General features: G+C 31.8%; 20 protein-coding genes. 11 read left to right on the forward strand and 9 right to left on the reverse strand.

Annotated features, from left to right (window positions below; all coding sequences use genetic code 11):
- Positions 1 to 5 precede the first annotated feature (5 nt).
- The gene (locus KLA_RS13125; RefSeq protein ID WP_013619920.1) at positions 6 to 1,076 is read right to left on the reverse strand and encodes a branched-chain amino acid aminotransferase; all 1,071 of its coding nucleotides are present in this window, start codon (positions 1,074 to 1,076) and stop codon (positions 6 to 8) included.
- A 107-nt stretch (positions 1,077 to 1,183) separates the two neighbouring features.
- Here KLA_RS13125 and KLA_RS13130 point away from each other — a divergent pair, with 107 nt between their 5' ends.
- The 9 genes from KLA_RS13130 (at position 1,184) to KLA_RS13170 (ending at position 9,453) form a co-directional block, all read left to right on the forward strand.
- Entirely contained in the window at positions 1,184 to 1,687 is a 504-nt protein-coding gene (locus KLA_RS13130) for a DUF4920 domain-containing protein (protein WP_013619919.1), read from the forward strand.
- 4 nt (positions 1,688 to 1,691) lie between these two features.
- A complete protein-coding gene (mnmD, locus tag KLA_RS13135) occupies positions 1,692 to 2,354 on the forward strand; it encodes a tRNA (5-methylaminomethyl-2-thiouridine)(34)-methyltransferase MnmD (protein ID WP_034646334.1) in 663 nt (220 codons plus the stop codon).
- A 98-nt stretch (positions 2,355 to 2,452) separates the two neighbouring features.
- Positions 2,453 to 3,013, forward strand: a complete 561-nt coding sequence (locus KLA_RS13140; protein WP_034646335.1) for a nucleotide exchange factor GrpE — start codon at positions 2,453 to 2,455, stop codon at positions 3,011 to 3,013.
- A gap of 9 nt (positions 3,014 to 3,022) precedes the next feature.
- Positions 3,023 to 4,144 carry a molecular chaperone DnaJ gene (dnaJ, locus tag KLA_RS13145; RefSeq protein ID WP_013619916.1) on the forward strand — a complete coding sequence of 374 codons (1,122 nt, stop codon included), beginning with the start codon at positions 3,023 to 3,025 and terminating at the stop codon, positions 4,142 to 4,144.
- Positions 4,145 to 4,265: 121 nt separating this feature from the next.
- Positions 4,266 to 5,195 carry an ABC transporter ATP-binding protein gene (locus KLA_RS13150; RefSeq protein ID WP_013619915.1) on the forward strand — a complete coding sequence of 310 codons (930 nt, stop codon included), beginning with the start codon at positions 4,266 to 4,268 and terminating at the stop codon, positions 5,193 to 5,195.
- Entirely contained in the window at positions 5,195 to 6,532 is a 1,338-nt protein-coding gene (locus KLA_RS13155; RefSeq protein ID WP_034646336.1) for an ABC transporter permease, read from the forward strand. Before KLA_RS13150 ends, KLA_RS13155 begins: the two co-directional genes overlap by 1 nt.
- Before the next feature lies 1 nt (position 6,533).
- Positions 6,534 to 7,379, forward strand: coding sequence for a mechanosensitive ion channel family protein (locus KLA_RS13160; RefSeq protein WP_013619913.1), 846 nt, complete (start codon positions 6,534 to 6,536; stop codon positions 7,377 to 7,379).
- A 34-nt stretch (positions 7,380 to 7,413) separates the two neighbouring features.
- On the forward strand, positions 7,414 to 8,280 hold the full coding sequence (locus KLA_RS13165) for a DUF6268 family outer membrane beta-barrel protein (protein ID WP_034646337.1): 867 nt from the start codon (positions 7,414 to 7,416) through the stop codon (positions 8,278 to 8,280).
- Between the two features lie 9 nt (positions 8,281 to 8,289).
- Entirely contained in the window at positions 8,290 to 9,453 is a 1,164-nt protein-coding gene (locus KLA_RS13170) for a sigma-54-dependent transcriptional regulator (protein ID WP_013619911.1), read from the forward strand.
- A 74-nt stretch (positions 9,454 to 9,527) separates the two neighbouring features.
- Here the strand turns inward: KLA_RS13170 and KLA_RS13175 are convergent, their stop codons facing one another.
- The 6 genes from KLA_RS13175 to KLA_RS13200 all read right to left on the reverse strand — a co-directional run bounded on the left by KLA_RS13175 (position 9,528) and on the right by KLA_RS13200 (position 14,429).
- Complete coding sequence (locus tag KLA_RS13175; RefSeq protein ID WP_013619910.1) at positions 9,528 to 9,905, reverse strand: PH domain-containing protein; 378 nt, start codon at positions 9,903 to 9,905, stop codon at positions 9,528 to 9,530.
- Between the two features lie 15 nt (positions 9,906 to 9,920).
- Positions 9,921 to 10,274, reverse strand: a complete 354-nt coding sequence (locus tag KLA_RS13180; protein WP_034646338.1) for a hypothetical protein — start codon at positions 10,272 to 10,274, stop codon at positions 9,921 to 9,923.
- Positions 10,275 to 10,320: 46 nt separating this feature from the next.
- The gene (locus KLA_RS13185; protein WP_034646339.1) at positions 10,321 to 11,100 is read right to left on the reverse strand and encodes a carboxypeptidase-like regulatory domain-containing protein; all 780 of its coding nucleotides are present in this window, start codon (positions 11,098 to 11,100) and stop codon (positions 10,321 to 10,323) included.
- Between the two features lie 158 nt (positions 11,101 to 11,258).
- Positions 11,259 to 13,067: a DEAD/DEAH box helicase gene (locus KLA_RS13190; protein WP_034646340.1), complete on the reverse strand. Its 1,809-nt coding sequence runs from the start codon at positions 13,065 to 13,067 to the stop codon at positions 11,259 to 11,261.
- Positions 13,068 to 13,222: 155 nt separating this feature from the next.
- Complete coding sequence (locus KLA_RS13195) at positions 13,223 to 13,852, reverse strand: DUF4337 domain-containing protein (RefSeq protein WP_013619906.1); 630 nt, start codon at positions 13,850 to 13,852, stop codon at positions 13,223 to 13,225.
- Positions 13,845 to 14,429, reverse strand: a complete 585-nt coding sequence (locus tag KLA_RS13200; protein ID WP_034646341.1) for a non-canonical purine NTP diphosphatase — start codon at positions 14,427 to 14,429, stop codon at positions 13,845 to 13,847. Before KLA_RS13200 ends, KLA_RS13195 begins: the two co-directional genes overlap by 8 nt.
- A gap of 94 nt (positions 14,430 to 14,523) precedes the next feature.
- Between KLA_RS13200 and KLA_RS13205 the strand changes: the two genes are divergently transcribed.
- Positions 14,524 to 14,976, forward strand: coding sequence for a methyltransferase family protein (locus KLA_RS13205; RefSeq protein WP_013619904.1), 453 nt, complete (start codon positions 14,524 to 14,526; stop codon positions 14,974 to 14,976).
- A 147-nt stretch (positions 14,977 to 15,123) separates the two neighbouring features.
- Positions 15,124 to 17,016 carry a phosphoglycerate dehydrogenase gene (gene serA / locus KLA_RS13210; protein WP_034646343.1) on the forward strand — a complete coding sequence of 631 codons (1,893 nt, stop codon included), beginning with the start codon at positions 15,124 to 15,126 and terminating at the stop codon, positions 17,014 to 17,016.
- A gap of 272 nt (positions 17,017 to 17,288) precedes the next feature.
- Here serA and KLA_RS13215 read toward each other — a convergent pair whose 3' ends face one another.
- Together KLA_RS13215 and KLA_RS13220 are read right to left on the reverse strand one after the other, a co-directional pair.
- Positions 17,289 to 18,236, reverse strand: a complete 948-nt coding sequence (locus tag KLA_RS13215; RefSeq protein WP_034646344.1) for a hypothetical protein — start codon at positions 18,234 to 18,236, stop codon at positions 17,289 to 17,291.
- Positions 18,237 to 18,328: 92 nt separating this feature from the next.
- On the reverse strand, positions 18,329 to 18,559 hold the full coding sequence (locus KLA_RS13220) for a hypothetical protein (RefSeq protein WP_034646345.1): 231 nt from the start codon (positions 18,557 to 18,559) through the stop codon (positions 18,329 to 18,331).
- Positions 18,560 to 18,586 lie beyond the last annotated feature (27 nt).

Below are 18,586 nucleotides of genomic sequence, written 5' to 3' on the forward strand. Positions count from 1 at the left end.
TAAGGTTATTCAACCTTAAAACGCCATCCAAATTTATCTTCAGCTTTATTGTATTGTATGCTAGTAATACGGTCTTTTAATAAAGTAGCGTAACTGTTTTCTAGGTTAGTAGGTAACATATAGTCATTATCTCTAAAACCAAAACCTGCAATAGGAGAAATTACAGCAGCAGTACCTGCACCAAACATTTCTTTTAAACTACCATCTTTAGCAGCGTCTACTAATTCTTGTACTTTTATTTTACGTACTTCGGTTTTAATACCTTCGTCTTCAGCAATTTTTAAAATACTTTTACGTGTAATACCATCTAGTATGCGGTCACTAGTTGGGCACGTTAAAAGAGTATCATTAATACGTACAAAAACATTCATAGCACCAGCTTCTTCAATATACTCATGCGTATTGTCATCTGTCCAAATTACTTGTTGGTATCCTTTGTCCTGTGCAAGTTTAGTTGGGTAAAATTGTCCAGCATAGTTACCACCTGCTTTAGCAAAACCAACACCACCATTTGCAGATCTAGAGTAAGTTTCTTCAATAAGTACTTTTACTTCGCCAGAAAAATAAGATCCAGAAGGGGCGCCACAAATAACAAACTTGTATTCATCTGCAGGAGATGCGTGGAAGCCTAATCCGGTAGCAAAAATAAAAGGTCTAATGTATAAAGAGCTTCCTGGAGATTGAGGAATCCAATCACTATCTGTCTTTAATAAAGCCTTAAGGCCTTCCATAAAGTAGTTTTCAGGAATTTCTGGGATAGCTAATCTTTTAGCAGATAAGTTTAAACGTTTATGGTTGTCTAAAGGACGAAACATCCAAATGGTGTCTTGCTCATCCTTGTAAGCTTTCATTCCTTCGAAAATAGATTGCCCGTAGTGAAAAATTTTAGCAGAAGGGTCTAAAGAAATTGGCTGATAAGGCACAACTTTAGGAGCTTCCCAAGCGCCATTTTTGTAATCACAGACCAACATATGATCCATATAAATACTTCCAAACGAAAGATTATTAAAATCAACATCGTTAATTTTAGTGTTTTTTGTTTTTTCTACACTAATTTGGTTTGTAGTAACATCCATAGTATTCAGAATTTAAGTTCATAAAATTAATCAATTATCAGTACTAGTGCTTCTTTTTTAGATTAAAAATGTTCAAATTTGCAATCTATCACTAAATTTTATCAGATATGAAAAGTTTTAACATTTTGCTTGTAGTAATTTTATTGTTTATGTCTTGCAAAGAGGCAAAAAAAGAAACCGTAGTTCAGGAACCTGAGCAAAAAACAGAAGAATTAGCATCTTTTGGTGAAAAAATCACAAAAGATAATGCTAAAGTTACTAAAGAAATGGCATCTGTATACCATAATTTAGCAGTTGCAGATACGGTAACAACAAAATTTACAGGTAAGGTATTAGATGTTTGTCAGTCTAAAGGCTGTTGGATGAAGTTAGATTTAGGAGATGGTGAGCAAGCTATGGTAAAATTTAAAGACTATGGCTTTTTTATGCCAAAAGATATAACTGGTAAGGAAGTTGTAGTAAACGGAAAAGCTTTTATTGAGCAAATGTCTGTAGATGAACAACAACACTATGCAGAAGATGGTGGAGCAACTAAAGAAGAAATAGCACAAATTACAACTCCTAAAAAAACATATAGGTTTGAGGCAGACGGAGTGCTTTTAAAAGAGTAAATATTTGAAACGTAAAATAATAACAACAGGTGATGGTTCTAAAACCATACAAATAGAGGATTGGAACGAACAGTACCACTCTATACACGGGGCAGTACAAGAAGCTTATCACGTATTTATAAAACACGGCTTATCTTTATTTAAGGATGAGCCTGTTTCTATTTTAGAAATTGGTTTTGGAACTGGACTAAATGCTATAATTACGGCAATTGAGGCACCAAAAAGCAATTTAAATATAGATTATACAGGGGTAGAGGCATATCCTGTAGAAGCAGAAGAAGTTGCAGAGCTAAATTATATAGCGCAATTAAATGCTTCTAATTTTGAAGATGTATTTAATAAAATGCACAATGTAAGTTGGGAGGTTAAAACAGAGATATTACCAAATTTTAACCTGCTAAAAAGAGAGCAAAATTTTTTAGACATCACAGATAAAGAAGCATACAACCTTATATATTTTGATGCTTTTGGGGCTAGGGTACAGCCAGAACTTTGGACAGAAAACATTTTTGGTATTATGTACAACGCATTGCAAACTAATGGGGTGTTGGTAACTTATGCGGCTAAAGGTAGTGTTAGGCGTGCAATGTTGGCAGTTGATTTTAAAGTAGAACGCTTGCCAGGACCTCCAGGAAAAAGAGAAATGCTTAGAGCAACCAAGCTATAATATTATTTTTAATAAAGTTTAGTGACATTTTGACATTTTTAAAGAAATGGCAGTACTTTTGCCATCTTAATTTTCAAGATATTAAACATTAGCATATAATGAGTAAAAAAGATAAAGCTGAAGAAGTAGCACAAGAAGAAAAAATGAATAAAGCTGCTGAAGAAGTTAAGGAAAATACAGAAACTACTGAAGAAGAAACGGTAGAGTTGTCTGTTGAAGAACAATTGCAACAAGACTTAGCTAAAGAAAAAGATAAGTTTTTACGTTTGTTTGCTGAGTTTGAAAACTATAAAAAAAGAACATCTAAAGAACGTATGGACTTGTTTAAAACAGCAGGTCAAGAAGTTATAGTATCTATGCTTCCGGTTATGGATGATTTTGACAGAGCTATGAAAGAAATTTCTAAGTCTGAAGATAAAGAGCTAGTTACCGGTGTAGAACTCATACAAAATAAATTTAAAGAGACTTTAAAAGGAAAAGGATTATTAGAAATAGAAGTTGTACAAGGTGACGCGTTTGATGCTGACGTACACGAAGCTATTACGCAAATACCTGCCCCTGATGAAAAGTTAAAAGGGAAAATTATAGACGTAATAGAAAAAGGATTTACGTTAGGAGATAAAATTATTCGTCACCCAAAAGTTGTTGTTGGGAACTAAAAATAAAAAATGAAAGAAGATTTTTACAGCATATTAGGCATTACTAAAAATGCAACTGCAGCAGAAATAAAAAAAGCATACCGTAAAAAGGCTATAGAATTTCATCCAGATAAAAATCCTGGTGATGCTAAAGCAGAGGAGATGTTTAAAAAAGCAGCAGAAGCATATGAAATTTTAAGTGATCCTGATAAAAAAGCAAGATATGATCAATACGGTCACGCAGCCTTTGAAGGTGGTGCTGGCGGTGGCGGTGGCGGCTTCGGCGGTATGAATATGGATGATATCTTTAGTCAGTTTGGAGATATCTTTGGCGGAGGCGGCTTTAGTGGTGGCTTTGGCGGTTTTGGCGGAGGCGGCCAACGTAGAGTTAAAGGTTCTAATTTAAGAATTAGAGTTAAGTTAACTTTAGAAGAAGTGGCTAATGGCGTAGAAAAAAAGGTTAAAGTTAAACGCAAGGTACAAGCAGACGGTGTTACATATAACACGTGTACTACGTGTAACGGCTCTGGTCAGGTTACTAAAATTGCAAATACCATTTTAGGAAGAATGCAAACTTCTGCTACTTGTAGCACTTGTGGTGGTAGTGGCCAAATTATAGATAAAAAACCAGCTGGTGCAGATGCACAAGGTTTAATTGCAAAAGAAGAAACGGTATCTATTAAAATACCTGGTGGTGTAGAAGATGGTATGCAGTTAAAAGTACCTGGTAAAGGTAATAGTGCTCCTGGTAACGGTGTAAACGGAGACCTTATTGTACTTATAGAGACTGAAGAACACAGCACTTTAAAAAGAGAAGGAGATAACTTGCATTATGATTTATACATAAGTATTCCTGAAGCAGTTTTGGGTACTTCTAAAGAGATTGATGCTGTTGGTGGTAAAGTGCGTATAAAGCTAGAAGAAGGTATACAATCTGGTAAAATTTTACGCTTAAGAGGTAAAGGTATTACAAGTCTAAATGGCTATGGTAGCGGAGACCTTTTAGTACACGTAAATGTTTGGACACCAAAAGGGTTAAATAAAGAGCAAAGAGAGTTTTTTGAGCGTATGAGAGATAGTGAAAACTTTACTCCTCAGCCTGAAAAATCAGACAAATCTTTTTTTGAGAAAGTAAAAGATATGTTCTCTTAAGCATATTTATAATACTGGGCAGTACTTGTTGCTGCTCATTTTTTTTCCCATCCTTATGTAAATAAGGGTGGGTTTTATTTTTATATGCTACCATTTATCTATCTTTGAAAAAATTGTGAAGATGAATACTATTTTGGCGGCAAAAGGTGTTTCTAAAAAATTTGGAGACCACACAGCCCTAAACAATGTTTCCTTAGAAATTCCTAAGAATTGTATATATGGTCTGCTAGGGCCAAATGGCGCAGGAAAAACTACGCTAATACGTATTATAAATCAGATTACCTTTCCAGATACGGGAGCTGTTTTTTTTGATGGTGAACCTTTAAAACCTGAACATATTGCTACTATTGGTTATTTACCAGAAGAAAGGGGTTTGTATAAAAGTATGAAGGTTGGTGAGCAAGCTTTGTATTTGGCTCAGTTAAAAGGCTTATCTAAAGCAGAGGCAACAAAACGGCTTAAATATTGGTTTGATAGGTTGGATATAGGAGATTGGTGGAATAAAAAAGTGCAAGAATTATCTAAAGGTATGGCGCAAAAAATACAGTTTGTAGTAACTGTACTTCATCAACCAAAATTATTAATTTTTGATGAGCCTTTTAGTGGTTTTGACCCTATTAACGCTAACATTATTAAAGATGAAATTCTTCATTTAAAAGAACAAGGTGCTTCTATTATATTTTCTACTCACCGTATGGAGTCTGTAGAGGAATTGTGTGAGTATATAGCACTTATACATCAGTCAGAAAAAATATTAGACGGCAAATTATCAGACATTAAAAATGAATATAAAAACAATATTTTTAATGTAGGTCTGCAAGTGACTAATGAAAATGATGTTTTAAAAAAGTTAGAAGAAAAACATAAAATCTGGACACCATCATACAACGTACAAGATGAACAGTTAAATTTTAAAATACAACTGCCTTCTAATGATACTGGTGCGTTATTAGGGTATTTATCAGAAAAAGGAAAAGTAAACCACTTTGTAGAAACTATACCGTCTGCAAACGATATTTTTATACAAACCGTAAAAAGCAAAACAAAGTAGTGGGTAAATTAGGCTTAATTATAAAAAGAGAGTATTTAGCTAAAGTAAAAAATAAGTCGTTTATAATAATGACTTTTTTAAGTCCTATTTTAATGGTAGGTATGGTTGCTTTGGTATTGTATTTGGCTATGCTAAATGACAGTGATAAAAGAGTAATTACAGTTTTAAACGAAAGTAGTTTTTTTACTGAAGATTTTAACAACACAGAAAGTACATCTGTTGTACGTTTAAAAAATCTAAGTTTAGAACAAGCAAAAGACTCTACAGAGCAACTTGGGTATTATGGTTTGGTGTTTATACCAAATGGCAATACGTTAGAAGAGGTTGCTAATGCAGCTTACTTTTTTTCTAAAGAGTCTCCTACAGATGGTTTTTTAGATGATTTAGAAGATATTTTTCAGTACCGACTTAAACAAAAAAGATTAGAGCAATTAGGGGTTTCGCAAGAGCAATATAGTGCTATTAGTAAAAACTTTTCTATACACACGGCTACTTTTCAAGGTAAAGAAAACTTAAAAGGGTTAAATGAGCTTAACGCTATAATTGGTGGTGGCTTTGGGTATTTAATAATGATGTTTATTATTATATACGGTAGTTTTGTAATGCGTAGTGTTATTGAAGAAAAGACAAGTAGAGTAATAGAGGTTATTATTTCATCGGTTAAACCTTTTCAGTTAATGATGGGTAAAATAATAGGAACCTCTTTAGCAGGTGTAACTCAGTTTATAATTTGGGTGGTGTCTGGTTCACTATTGTTTTTAATTGTTTTTTTAGTGTTTGATTTAGATGTTGGTGCTTTGCAAAACGGAGGTGCTAATTTGCCACAGGCTCAAGCTATGCAAATGGCAAACAGTAGTATGCCAAATGATATGCAAAAATATGCAGATATGTTTGTGCAAATACCTTGGGTTTCTTTATTTAGTTTTTTCTTGGTATATTTTATTTTAGGATATTTAATATACAGTTCTATATATGCTGCAATTGGTGCTGCTGTAGATAATGAAACAGACACACAGCAGTTTATGTTACCAGTAATATCTCCGCTAATGCTAGCAATTTATGTTGGTTTTATATCGGTGTTTAGTAATCCTCACGGCCCAGTGGCAGTAGGTTTTTCTTTATTTCCGTTAACGTCGCCAATAGTAATGCTAATGCGTTTGTCTTCTGGTATAGGAGAAGGTGGTGTGCCAATATGGCAATTGGTAGTTTCTATAGCTTTGTTAATAGTAACATTTTTATCTATAGTTTGGTTAGCTGCTAAAATTTATAGAATAGGGATATTAATGTATGGTAAAAAACCAAGCTACAAAGACTTGTACAAGTGGTTAAAATATTAGTATGAAAGATTTAAAAGATATATTTAAGTACATAATGGATTTTATGTCTTATAAATTGGTAGATAGTGATAAAGTAGACATCACTATTGGGACATTATTTATTATAATAATTGTACTTGTTGTTGTTACCTATCTTTTAAAATTAATACATAAAATTGTAATTGCTAAGCTCCCGCAAGATGATAAAAATAAGTTTTTAAGCATATTTAGTTTCTTAAAGTATTTTTTATACATACTAGCGGTAATTACAGTGTTGCATTCTTCTGGGGTAGATTTAACAGTGTTGTTAACAGCTTCTGCAGCTTTATTTGTTGGTTTAGGTTTTGCTTTACAATATCTTTTTCAGGATATAATTTCTGGAATATTAATTATTTTAGACCAAAGTTTACATATAGGAGATATTATAGAAGTAGAAGGTAAAGTGGGGAGAGTTTTTGAAACCAGATTAAGAACCACAAGAGCTTTAACCAGAGATGATAAGGTTATTGTAATACCAAACCACAAATTTTTAACAGATAGTATTTACAACTATACACAAAACCATAAAACAACAAGAGAAAATGTAAAAGTTGGTGTTGCTTATGGTAGTGATGTAGAGTTGGTTTCTAAATTATTATTAGAAATTATAGATACTAAAAAAGGGATTTTAAAAAATCCAAAACCATTTGTGTTGTTTGAGGACTTTGGAGATTCGGCACTTATGTTTTCTATAAATTATTATACAAATGATAGCTACGGAGACCCTAGAATTAAAAGTGATCTGCGTTTTTTAATAGATGCAGCTTTTAGAGAAAACAATATATCTATTCCTTTCCCTCAAAGAGATATTCATATTATTAGTAAATAATTTAGTTAAGAATTACGCATATATTTGTTTGCATATGAAAAAACTTTTAGGAGTTTGTTTTTTTCTAATGGTACAATTTGTTTGGTCTCAAAGCTCAGACATTGTTAGAATAGAGTACACTACGTTGCCAAAAAAAAAGTCATCTAGGAGTATATCTAGATTTCGTTTTTTGGCAAATTTACCTATCAAATTAAATGATAAAAATTATATAATAGCTGGTGCAGAGTATGGTATTATAGACTTTGCAAACGATAGTATTTATGAGTTTGATGATAATGAACTTGAAAAATTAAGAATTGTAGATCTTAATTTAGGATACGCGCATATGCTTAATGATAAGTGGACTTTTGTAGGATTGCTTACACCAAGGTTGGCATCAAACTTTATTGATGGAGTACAAAAGGAAGATTTTAATTTAAATTATTCTGTTTTAACTATTAAGGCAGATATGAAAAAAGAAAAACCTACAAGATTAATATTGGGGTTGTCTTATAACAATGCCACTGGGTTTGATGTTCCTTTACCTATAATAAGTTATTACAAAAAGTTTCATCCTAACTGGTCATATATGATTGGTGTACCCAGAATGGAGTTTAAATACCACTTAAAACAGCACCATACTTTTAAAACGGCATTATTATTGGATGGTTATTTTGTAAATGTACAAAATGATATTGCTTTGCCAGATAATGATTTAGGATCTGGTTTATCTTTATCTGTTGTTGTAGGTGCTTTTGGTTATCAGTATAACATTAATAAAAATATATCTTTTTATGCATTGGCAGGGCACACCTTATCACAAAGAGGTTTGTTAAGAGATGAAGAAAGAAAAAGCGTATATTCGTTATATGACGATGGAAATGTATATTTTAAAACAGGATTTAAAATAGGAATTTTTTAAAACACGTATATGTCAAAAATATTAGTAATAGAAGATGAAGCTGCAATACGCAGGGTTTTGGTAAAAATTTTATCAGAAGAAAGTGATACTTATAATGTTGAAGAGGCAGAAGACGGTTTAAAAGGTATAGATGCTATTAAAAAAAACGATTACGATTTAGTTTTGTGTGATATTAAAATGCCAAAAATGGATGGCGTAGAGGTATTAGAAGCTGCGCGTAAATTAAAACCAGAATTGGCTTTTATAATGATTTCTGGTCACGGAGATTTAGATACTGCAGTAAACACAATGCGTTTAGGTGCTTTTGATTATATATCTAAACCGCCAGACTTAAATAGGTTGCTAACAACAGTACGTAATGCATTAGATCGTAAAAATTTAGTTGTAGAAAATACTAAACTTAAGAAAAAGGTTAGTAAAAATTACCAAATGATAGGGGAGAGTGAGGGTATATCTTTAATTAAAGATATGATAGAAAAAGTAGCTCCTACAGATGCACGTGTTTTAATTACGGGGTCTAATGGTACCGGTAAAGAGCTAGTTGCGCATTGGTTGCATGAAAAAAGTCCGCGTAGCAAAGCACCATTTATAGAGGTAAACTGTGCTGCAATACCGTCAGAGTTGATAGAGAGTGAACTTTTTGGTCATGTTAAAGGTGCTTTTACATCTGCAGTTAAAGATAGAGCAGGTAAGTTTGAAGCGGCTAATAAAGGAACTATTTTTTTAGATGAAATAGGTGATATGAGTTTGTCTGCGCAAGCAAAAGTATTACGTGCTTTACAAGAAAGTAAAATATCTAGAGTTGGTACAGATAAAGATATAAAAGTAGATGTTAGAGTAGTAGCAGCTACTAACAAAGACCTAAAAAAGGAAATAGCAGAGGGTAATTTTAGAGAAGATTTATACCATAGACTAGCTGTTATACTTATAAAAGTACCTGCTTTAAATGACAGAAGAGAAGATATTCCTTTGTTAATAACATATTTTGCAGATAAAATAAGTAAAGAGCAAGGAACGGCTAAAAAAGTATTTTCTGATAAAGCAGTTTCATTGTTAAAAAGTTATGATTGGACAGGGAATATTAGAGAGCTACGCAATGTTGTAGAACGATTAATTATTTTAGGCGGACAAGAAGTTACAGAAGAAGATGTAAAACTATTTGCAAGTAAATAATACGTAGTTTACTAAAAACAAAAAAAAGCCTATATTTTAAAAATATAGGCTTTTTTTTATAGGCTGTAAAGTTGTTACATTACTTTGCTTGCCAAATATTTTTGTACTTCGTAAACATCTATACTTTTGTTAAACTTTTTGCTTACAGATGGTAAGTTTTCACTAGAAATCCAAATTTTTAATTCGGCATCTAAATCAAAAGTACCTGCAGTTTCTAAAGAGAATCTAGAGATGCTTTTGTATGGCATAGATCTGTACTCTGCTTTGTTGCCAGTTAGGCCTTGTACATCTATTAATATTAAACGCTTATTGGTAAACATAAACGTATCTCTAAACAATTTAAATCCTAGTTCTACTTGTTCATTATCTGTTAGAAGTCTTCCGTATTTTTCATTTAATTTTTCTACAGATACTTCACTTGCGTTACCAAGTATTTTATTAAATAACCCCATTATTTGTATTAAAATTTAGTTTGCTTCGTTGGTATTGTTTTCATCTTTGTTTAGCAACTTGGCTGATACTTTATAATCTGCATTATATATCATTTTTGGTGTAGCCTTTTTTAAATCAAAATAAGCTCTTTTATACCATTTAGCATCTGTTGCTTTTTTTCTGTAATCTTCATTGGTTTTAGTAGTGCCAAATTCTTCATTTATATATGGTTTAATAGCGTGTATGCCAATACCAAAGTATTCAATACGTTCTAAAACCATTGCAAAATCTAGCTCAGAAAAGTAAAAGTTGTCATCAGCATCAAATCCTGTATTTAAGTTTTGAAGATCTGTAAAAACATTCTTTTGTAAAAATTCTAATTTAGTCATAGGTAGTGTTAAGGTGTGTATTTATAAGTAGTAGTTAATTGTACTCTTATTTTTTTCTGTTTAAACCCTTGTACTCTTCATAACAGCCGCTAATGGCATCTAAAATTTGCAAGTCATTAGCTGTTTGTATAAAAGATTTAGAGTAATTACAGTTGTTTAATATGTCTTCAATATCTACTTTTTCTAGTTGTAGTAATTCTGTTAGTGTTTCCCTGTCAAACTTTGCGGCTAGTAAATCTCTAATACGATCATCTTCTTTTATTTGACGAAGTTTACGCATTTGCGCAGGTTTTTTACCAAATAAATTACGGAGTAAATCTGCAGGGTTTAGTATTGCACCAAGTACTTTTGTAACAGCACTTGGGTTTTTGTTACCTGCTTCATAACCTGTATTTAGTCCAGAAATTGCATACTGGTAAGAGTCGTTTAAACTTACGTTTTTGGCATCTATTTCTAAAAAACCTGTTAATTGGTATGGTTTTACAACAACTTCTTCTAGGGCAAAAGCAAGTTCTGTTAAGGTAATTTTAGTGTCTTTAAACTTAAGCATATCATTAGTAATCTTAATTTTTTGAGATTTAAAACCAAGGTATGTTAGGTAAAGTGTATCGTTGGCAACTGCAGGTATTGTAAACTTACCTTCTTGATCTGTAATTGTACCTTTTACTTGGTTAAGGTTTACAATGTGTACGCTAGGCATAGGTTCATCAGTTTGTGCATTTATAATGGTTGCAGTAAACTCATTTTCTTTTTCTTTTGTTTTTTTATCCTGTGAAAATCCACAGAATGTAATTAAGCTAAAAACAAGTAGGATGTATTTATTCATAAAAAAAGTGGTGTCGTTTATCTTCTACTAAAAACTCTAAGATATTAAAGTTTATCTCTTTAGGTGCGGAATATGGGTTAATTTTTTGATTAGAGGTGGTAAATAAACAAAAAAAAATACGCCGAAGCGTATTTTTAATATTCTATTAACTTAAAAGCTTAGTATCTTCTTTTGCTTCTTTTGTTTCCGTAGCTTCCACCACTATCGCGGCTTCCTCTGTTATCTCTGTTACGAGAACGACCTCTGTCTCCGCCACTTCTGTTATCTCTTCCTCCACGAGAAGAAGAAGAACGGCCTCTGTCTCCGCGACCTCTACCGCCTCTTCCACGGCCACCACCGCCTCCAGGATTGTTAGAGATTTCAACATTAACAAATCTGCCATCTACCTTAAACTCAGTAAAAGTACTTAATACTTTTTCAGAATGTTCTGCATCTGTGTTAAAGAAAGAGAAACTCTCTTTTACATCTACTTTAAAAACATCTTCTTTACCAAGACCAACAGTATCTCTTAAGAAATCTTTTAATGTCATCCAATCGTAATCATCACGCTCACCAACATTAATAAAGTAACGTACAGAACCACTTGTAGGTATTTCTGCTTTGTTTTTACCACGCTCCTCACGATCTCCTCTTTCTCCACGGTCAGAGCCATTTAAGTCTCTAGTTTTGTTGTAGTAATCAAAGAAACGAGTAAACTCTACAGATACAATCTTTTTAATAAGATCTTCTTTATCTACACCTTCTAATATTTCATTAATAGCAGGTAAGTAGCTTTCTACTTCATCATTAATCTCTGTATCTTTAATTTTATTGGCTAAATGGTGCAATTGAATTTTACAAATTTCCATTCCGGTTGGAATCTTTTTTGATAAAAATTCAGTTTGTAGCTTTCTCTCTAAGGCTTTTATTTTACGTAACTCACTACGAGTTACAATAACCATAGATACACCAGATTTACCAGCTCTACCAGTACGTCCACTACGGTGTGTGTATGTTTCTATTTCATCAGGTAATTGGTAGTTTATTACGTGCGTAATATCATCTACATCTATACCACGTGCAGCAACATCTGTTGCAACAAGCATTTGTATTTGTTTTTTACGGAAGGCGTTCATTACCAAATCTCTTTGGTTTTGACTTAAATCTCCGTGTAAAGCACCAGCATTGTAACCGTCTTCAATTAATTTTTCGGCAACCCTTTGTGTATCTCTTTTGGTTCTACAAAAAACAACAGAGAAAATATCAGGGTTAGTATCTGCTAATCTTTTTAATGCAGGATATCTATCTCTACCACCAACAACATAATACTCATGTTGTACTGTAGTTGCACCAGCGTTTTTAGATCCCACAGTAATTTCTTGTGGGTTGTGCATGAATTTTTTAGCAATGGTAGATACTTCTCTTGGCATAGTTGCAGAGAATAACCAAGTAAATTTTTCATCTGGAGTGTTAGATAAAATGTCTTTAATGTCTTCATAGAAGCCCATATTTAACATTTCATCTGCTTCATCCAATACGCAGTAATCTAATTTAGAAATGTTAACCATACCACGGCTAATCATATCTTTTATTCTACCAGGAGTAGCAACAACTATTTGTGCTCCTCTTCTAATTTGGTTTGCTTGGTCTGTAATACTAGCACCACCGTAAATTGCAACTACGTTAAGTCCTTTTTCGTATTTAGAATACGCTTTAAGCTCGTTTGTAATTTGTAAACAAAGTTCACGTGTTGGTGAAAGTATTAATCCTTGAGTAGTTCTGCTGCTAGAATCAATTTTCTGAATTAACGGAAAACCAAAAGCTGCAGTTTTACCAGTACCTGTTTGCGCTAATGCAACTAGGTCTGTGTCTTCATTTAAAAGGATTGGAATTGCTTTTTCTTGTACTTCTGAAGGTGATTCAAACCCAAGATCTACAATAGCATCAAGTAGGGACTTGTCTAGCCCTAATGCTTCAAATTTTGTCATAATATGTTATTCTTAATCGCAAATATGTATGTTACATAGAGCGTTTATCATATTATAACTCAGAGTAACACATGCTATACCAGCGGCGTTTTTAATAAAGTGCAAAAGTACTCTAAATATTTTGAATAACCATACAACATAGGTAATACTTGTTTTTAAGGCGCAAGACTATAACCATATACAGACATAATAACACCAATAACACCAAAAATTATCATTAATGCAACTAATGATTTTTGTAGCTTAGGATTGTCGTAAATAATAATACAAACAGCACCTAAAACTATACTAATTTGAAAAAAAAGTACGCCAAAATCAAACTTACGTGTAGCAATATCATATTTACGGGCAAGCACTTTCCACTCGTTAATGCCAGTTATTACGCCCATTTGGCCATCTAAATCTTGTACCCAATCTTTTTTATCAATGTTTTTAGAGCCAACTAAAATTTCATGCTTTTCTGCTTTGTACTTTTCTATTTTAGCTTTTGTTTTTTCAATTTTAGTGTAAACAAAATCTCTTTTTTCTTCAGCTATAGCATTTGTATAAAGTAGTGCTTCAAGATTGTCTAACTCACTTTCTTTTAAACTCTCTTTTATGCTTTTAGACTGATACCAACTCGAATAATTGACCAATTTATTGTGTGCAATCATCATTTCTTCCTCTAATTCTCCGTTAACTAACTGAGAAATAGCCATAAGTGCGGCAAAAAATGCAATAAGTACACCACCATATGCTTCGGCACGTTCAGATGCTACAGAAACCTCTACTGTTTGCTTAGCCATTGTTGTATTGTTTTAAAAAAGAAATTAACTGTTGTGTAGCTTTTGCTCTGTGACTAATTTTATTTTTTGTATTTAATGGTAATTGTGCAAATGTTTGGCTGTAACCTTCAGGAGTAAAAATTGGGTCGTACCCAAAACCATCTGTACCCTGTTTACCTTTGGTAATAACACCATTAACAACATCCGTAAAAATATGTTGCTCTCCGTTAATGTGTAGAGCAATAACTGTTTTAAAATGTGCTTCTCTGTTTGGGTTGTCTCCTAACTTATGTAAAAGTTTAGCCATATTATCTTCTGCACTTTTTTGTTCACCAGCGTAGCGTGCAGCATAAATACCAGGTTCTCCGTTTAGAGCATTTACTAAAAGGCCTGTGTCATCAGAAAAACAAGGTAAGTTGTATTTTTCTGTAACATAGCTAGCTTTTTGTATAGCATTACCTTCTATGGTGTCTGCGGTTTCTGGAATATCATCAAAACAACCAATATCTGTTAAAGAAACAAGCGTAATAGTAGTAGGTACTAATGCTTTTACCTCTTTAAATTTATTAGTGTTGTGTGTAGCAAATACTATTTTCATTATCTGTAATTAGGAGCGTTTTTATAAAACTTTACATTAAAAAGTAAAAAAAACAATTGCAAAAGTAGTAATTTTATTTTCTTAAATATTTAGTATGACTTTAAAGTTCCCGCCAGTAGTAGTAGTTTTTATATTTGGTTTGTTAATGTATGTTTTAGCAAGGTTTTTACCTTTTGGTATATTTGATTTTTTTGGTAGAACAATGTTATTAAAAGGATTGTTAGTTGCTATGTTTTTAATTTTAACAACATCTACCTATAAATTTTTTAAGGCTAAAACCACTGTAGATCCTAAGAACATAGAAAAAACAAATGCTTTAGTAACCACAGGTATTTACAAGTTTACTAGAAATCCAATGTACTTAGCAATGCTTTTACTATTAATTGCTTGGGGCTTATTTTTAAGTAATGCTTTTAATATGCTTTTGGCTGCTGCATTTGTGTCTTATATGAACGCTTACCAAATAGAACCAGAAGAAAAAATGCTTGCTCAAAAATTTGGTAAAGAATATACTTCTTACACAAAAAAAGTACGTCGTTGGTTTTAATTTTATTATCATATTCTTAATTAAAGGGCTTTTAAAAAACAATTTTTATAGCATATGTGATGATACACCTTTTTTGCTTTAATTTTATTTTGATTTAACAGCATACACACTAATATTTTTTACTTTTACTACTTAAATTTTTTTAAAATGGTAGACCAAGGGAGAAAATATGTTTTTGATTTTGATAGTACTTTAACCAGAGTTGAAGCATTAGATGTTTTAGCAGAAATTACATTACAAGGTAATGCTAACAAAGATGAAATTATTAAAGAAATACAAGAAATCACCAATCTAGGTATAGATGGGGATATTTCCTTTACAGAGTCCTTAGAAAAACGCATAAAACTGCTTAATGCACATAAAAGCCATTTAACGCAATTGGTAGCAGAACTTAGAGATAAAATATCTAAGTCTATAGAAACTAATAAAGAGTTTTTTCATAATTATTCTGATGATATTTATGTAATTTCTTGCGGATTTAAAGAGTTTATAGATCCTATTGTTGAAGAATACAACATACCATCTAGTAAGGTATATGCAAACACGTTTAAGTTTGATGAGGATGGTAATATAATTGGTTTTGATGAAGCTAATGTATTGGCATCTCACAACGGAAAAATTGAATGCCTTAAAAATTTAGATTTAGATGGTGAGGTACAAGTAATAGGAGATGGGTATAGTGATTATGTAATGCGTGAAGCAGGTATTGCAGATAAGTTTTTTGCTTACACAGAAAATGTGAGTAGAGATAAGGCCACAACAAATGCAGACCACGTTACGCCAAATATGGATGAATTTTTGTTTGTAAATGATTTGCCAAGGAAAATATCATATCCAAAAAACAGAATTAAAATATTGTTGCTAGAAAATGTGCATCCAGCAGCATTTCATAATTTATCTGAAGACGGTTTTTCTGTAGAACTTGTAAAACACAGTCTACCAGAAGAAGAATTAATAGAAAAATTAAAAGGAGTACACGTTTTAGGTATTCGTTCTAAAACACAAGTAACCAAAAAAGTATTAGAGGCAGCAGATAAACTTTTGGTAGTTGGTGCATTTTGTATTGGTACTACGCAAATAGACTTAGAAAGTGCTAAAAAAAGAGGTGTAGTTGTGTTTAATGCACCTTATAGTAATACACGCTCTGTTGTAGAATTGGCAATAGGAGAAATTATTACCTTAATGCGTAATGTGTTTCCAAGAAGTCAGGAAATTCATAGTGGACAATGGAATAAAACAGCAGTTAACTCTAGAGAAGTACGTGGTAAAAACCTAGGTATTGTTGGTTATGGTAATATAGGTAAGCAATTATCTGTACTAGCAGAAGCAATTGGTATGCGTGTATATTATTATGATGTTAATGACCAATTAGCACTTGGTAACGCTACAAAGTGTAATACTTTAGAAGATTTACTAAATGTTTCTGATGTGGTTACATTACATATTGATGATAATAAAGCAAACAAGAATTTTATTGGTGAGCGTGAAATTAAGCAGATGAAAAATGGTGCTATGCTTATTAATTTATCTCGTGGTTTTGTAGTAGATATACAAGCATTAGTAGCTGCATTAAAAAGCGGTAAAATTGGCGGAGCAGCAGTAGATGTTTACCCAGAAGAGCCGCGTAGTAACGGTGAGTTTTTTACAGAGCTACAAGGTTTAGAAAACGTAATATTAACACCGCATGTTGGTGGTAGTACAGAAGAAGCTCAACGAGATATTGCAGATTTTGTACCTAATAAAATTATGGAATATATAAACTCTGGTAATACAGTAGATGCTGTAAATTTCCCAAGTATACGATTACCTAGACAAACAAATGCACACCGTTTTTTACATATACATAAAAACGTACCAGGTATTATGGCTAAAATAAATAAGGTTTTAGCAGAATATGAAATGAATATTAACGGTCAGTATTTATCTACAGACAGTGAGGTTGGGTATGTAATTACAGACTTAGATAAAAAATACAACAAGGAAGTTATTAAAGCTCTAAAAAAAGTTGAAAACACTATTAAGTTTAGAGTGCTTTATTAGTAGTATAATATATGTTACAAGTAAATAAAAGGACTGTACTTAAAAGTGCGGTCTTTTTTATTACATATTATTCTAGAAAATTTTTAACTTTAGTTTTTATAAAAAATATGTTCTTTTTCCTTTTTAATTTGTAACTAATAATATTTCCTAGTTTTGTTTTTAGTTGCTCTATTTCTGTGTTGCTTAAATCTTTAACAAGAGTGTTATTAATTTCTAATATTTGATTGTTTAAAGAAACTTCTGAGGTATTAGTTTTATTGGTAAAAGTGGTGCTAACAAATGCTTTTTTTACCTCTTTTTATAATTTTAAAGCCATCAGTGATTAATTCAGACGCTATCTTTACTTTATCTCTTAATTGTTCTAGTATTAGCTTATTCTGGCTACTATAAATGGTAAAATGCTTTAGCATTCCGCCTCCAATAAAACCAATAAACTTATTTTTTGGGAAATTGTTTAGTGTTGTATTTGCAATATCTACTAATACACCATTATACGTTTTATTACCAATTAGTACTTTAGTTTTATTGGTTATAAGTGTATTGTTTAAGCCAGAAGAGTGTGCTATTGGCATAGCTACGTTTACATAACTAAAGTTGTTTTCAATGCTTTTTTTTAATTCGTTTAAATTATTGTTTGGGTAGTTTAACAGCGTAACATATCTGCCATTTCCTGTATCTACCATAAAGTAGCCAGATATAACTGTGTTACCAATTGTAACTGTACCGTAAACTTCATAAAAACCGTACAGGTATAAATTGTCTTTGTTTTTTGATAATAGGCTACTATTACTTTGCTCTAATTTTTGTTCTTCATTATTACTTAGTATTATTCGTTTTTTATGGTAATCAATTTTTACATTAAATTGTTTAAAAAAGTCTAGGTTAATGGTTGCTTTATGAAAAGCATTAAAATCGAATTCGTTAATTAGTACATCTCTTATGTTATCTTCTTTTGTTAAATAGCGATTAAATGTATCTCCTATAGAAATTGAAATATTTTTTTTAATTAAATCTATATTGTTTTTTTGGGCAAACAGATGATCAATATTAAAACCACTAGAGCCGGTGTCGTACAAAAAATAACAAGGGTTGTTATTTATTTTTCCTTTTATAAATATTCTGTTTTTAATTAGTTTAAATGGTAGCTTATGTGCTGCATTTTGACAAAATAGTGTAGTAGAAAAACTAAATAATAGTATGTAAAAGAGTTTTGTTTTCAAAAAAATAGATTTTGCTATATGATATATAGTTGTTTCCCTTAAATAAGACCAACTCTAATATTTTTTGTAATTAGAGTTAGTCTTAACTTTAATTAGCAACACTTACCATTGATTTCTATGCCACTACACATAAAACCACTAGGAAAAGATGCAGGGTAACTGCAGGTTCTAGGATTAGAATTATTAGGGAGTTCATCAGCAGTGTCAATTGTATATTCTGTGCTACAAGGGCATGGATTTTTAAAACCTAAATTCCCTCCAAAAACAGTCTTTAGTTCATTTCTTTTTAGCATTTCATTAACTTCTAATTTAAAATTCTTCATAATTAAGTAATTAGTATTAGTTTTGCC

The sequence above is a fragment of the Cellulophaga geojensis KL-A genome, from assembly GCF_000568425.1.
Taxonomy (GTDB): Bacteria; Bacteroidota; Bacteroidia; order Flavobacteriales; family Flavobacteriaceae; genus Cellulophaga; species Cellulophaga lytica.